Raw genomic sequence first — 1,409 nt, forward strand, 5'->3', positions numbered from 1 at the left:
ACCGCCATGCTGCGCGCCTACCTCACCGGCGGCGCGCCCTCGGCCTGAGAGCGGCCGAGCAGGCACGGCCGCCGTCGCCCGAGGCCGACCACGGCTGGTCGTCGCCGTGGGGTCGCCCGGTAGCGTGAACCGCATGCCGACCGACGCCGCCGACTCCACCGACCGCAGGCCAACGGACGATCCCGCCGCCCGGCGCGGCGCCGACGGGGAGGCCGCGAAAGCGCGGGCCACCGCGAAATTCCGCGGCCCGATCCTGTTCCGCCGCGACCGCAAGCCGGGCATCCGCACCGCCGACCGGAATCTGCTCGACACCAGAGGCGACGCGGACTGGGTGCACTCCGACCCCTGGCGGGTGCTGCGCATTCAGGCCGAATTCGTCGAGGGCTTCGGCGCGCTGGCCGAGGTGCCCCGCGCGGTCACGGTCTTCGGTTCGGCCCGCACACCGGTCGACCACCCCGAGTACGAGGCCGGCTACGCCATCGGCGCCGCGCTGGCCAGGGCCGGTCTCGCGGTCATCACCGGCGGCGGCCCCGGCGCCATGGAGGCCGCCAACCGGGGGGCGAGCGAGGCGGGCGGCTATTCGATCGGTCTCGGCATCGAGCTGCCCTTCGAGCAGAGCCTCAACGACTGGGTCGACCTCGGCATCAACTTCCGCTACTTCTTCGTGCGCAAGACGATGTTCGTCAAGTACTCCGAGGCATTCGTCTGCCTGCCCGGCGGATTCGGCACCCTCGACGAGCTGTTCGAAGCGCTGACCCTGGTGCAGACCGGCAAGATCACCCGGTTCCCGATCATCCTGTTCGGCCGGTCCTACTGGTCGGGCCTGGTCGACTGGATCCGTGCCTCGCTGGAGGGCTCGGGCAAGATCTCACCGGGCGACCTGGACCTGCTGTACGTGACCGACGATGTCGAGGAGGTGGTCGAGATCATCGCCCGCGCCGCCGATTCCCGCGCGGACCTGGAGACCTACGGCACGGAGGACCTCTGGTGAGCGAGCGCTTCGCCGTCTGCGTCTACTGCTCGTCGAGCACCACCGATCCCGAACTGCTGAATCTCGCCGCCCGCGTCGGCACCGAGATCGCCCGCCGCGGCTGGCAACTGGTCTCCGGCGGCGGCCACGTCTCCATGATGGGCGCGGTAGCGCCCCCGGGCCGGGGGGGGGGGGGGGGGACGATAGGGGTGAAACCGTAGCACCGGGTGGACCGGGGGGAGGGCGGCACCGCCGCCGCTCGGGCCGGGAGGTCCCGGCGGGCCCGGTACCGGCACAGCGACAGCGCCCGTGCCGGGGGCAGGCACCACATGGCGGAACCCGAATCCCGACCTGCGCAGACCCGTTGCCCTTCCAGCCACAGGATCGGCTCACTGTCGGGGTAGTCCAGCCAGAGCTCGGCGGTAGCTCGGAGGGGGAC

1 protein-coding gene and 1 pseudogene are annotated in these 1,409 nt (G+C 72.1%); both read left to right on the forward strand.

Annotated elements, in window-relative coordinates:
• Positions 1–133: 133 nt before the first annotated feature.
• A complete protein-coding gene (locus QH283_RS02055) occupies positions 134–991 on the forward strand; it encodes a TIGR00730 family Rossman fold protein (protein ID WP_414689560.1) in 858 nt (285 codons plus the stop codon).
• A pseudogene (locus tag QH283_RS02060) lies at positions 985–1,188 on the forward strand (TIGR00730 family Rossman fold protein); the annotation flags it as partial. The gene QH283_RS02055 and the pseudogene QH283_RS02060, both read left to right, overlap by 7 nt.
• Positions 1,189–1,409 lie beyond the last annotated feature (221 nt).

The organism is Nocardia farcinica (genome assembly GCF_029867845.1).
Taxonomy (GTDB): domain Bacteria; phylum Actinomycetota; class Actinomycetes; order Mycobacteriales; family Mycobacteriaceae; genus Nocardia; species Nocardia farcinica_A.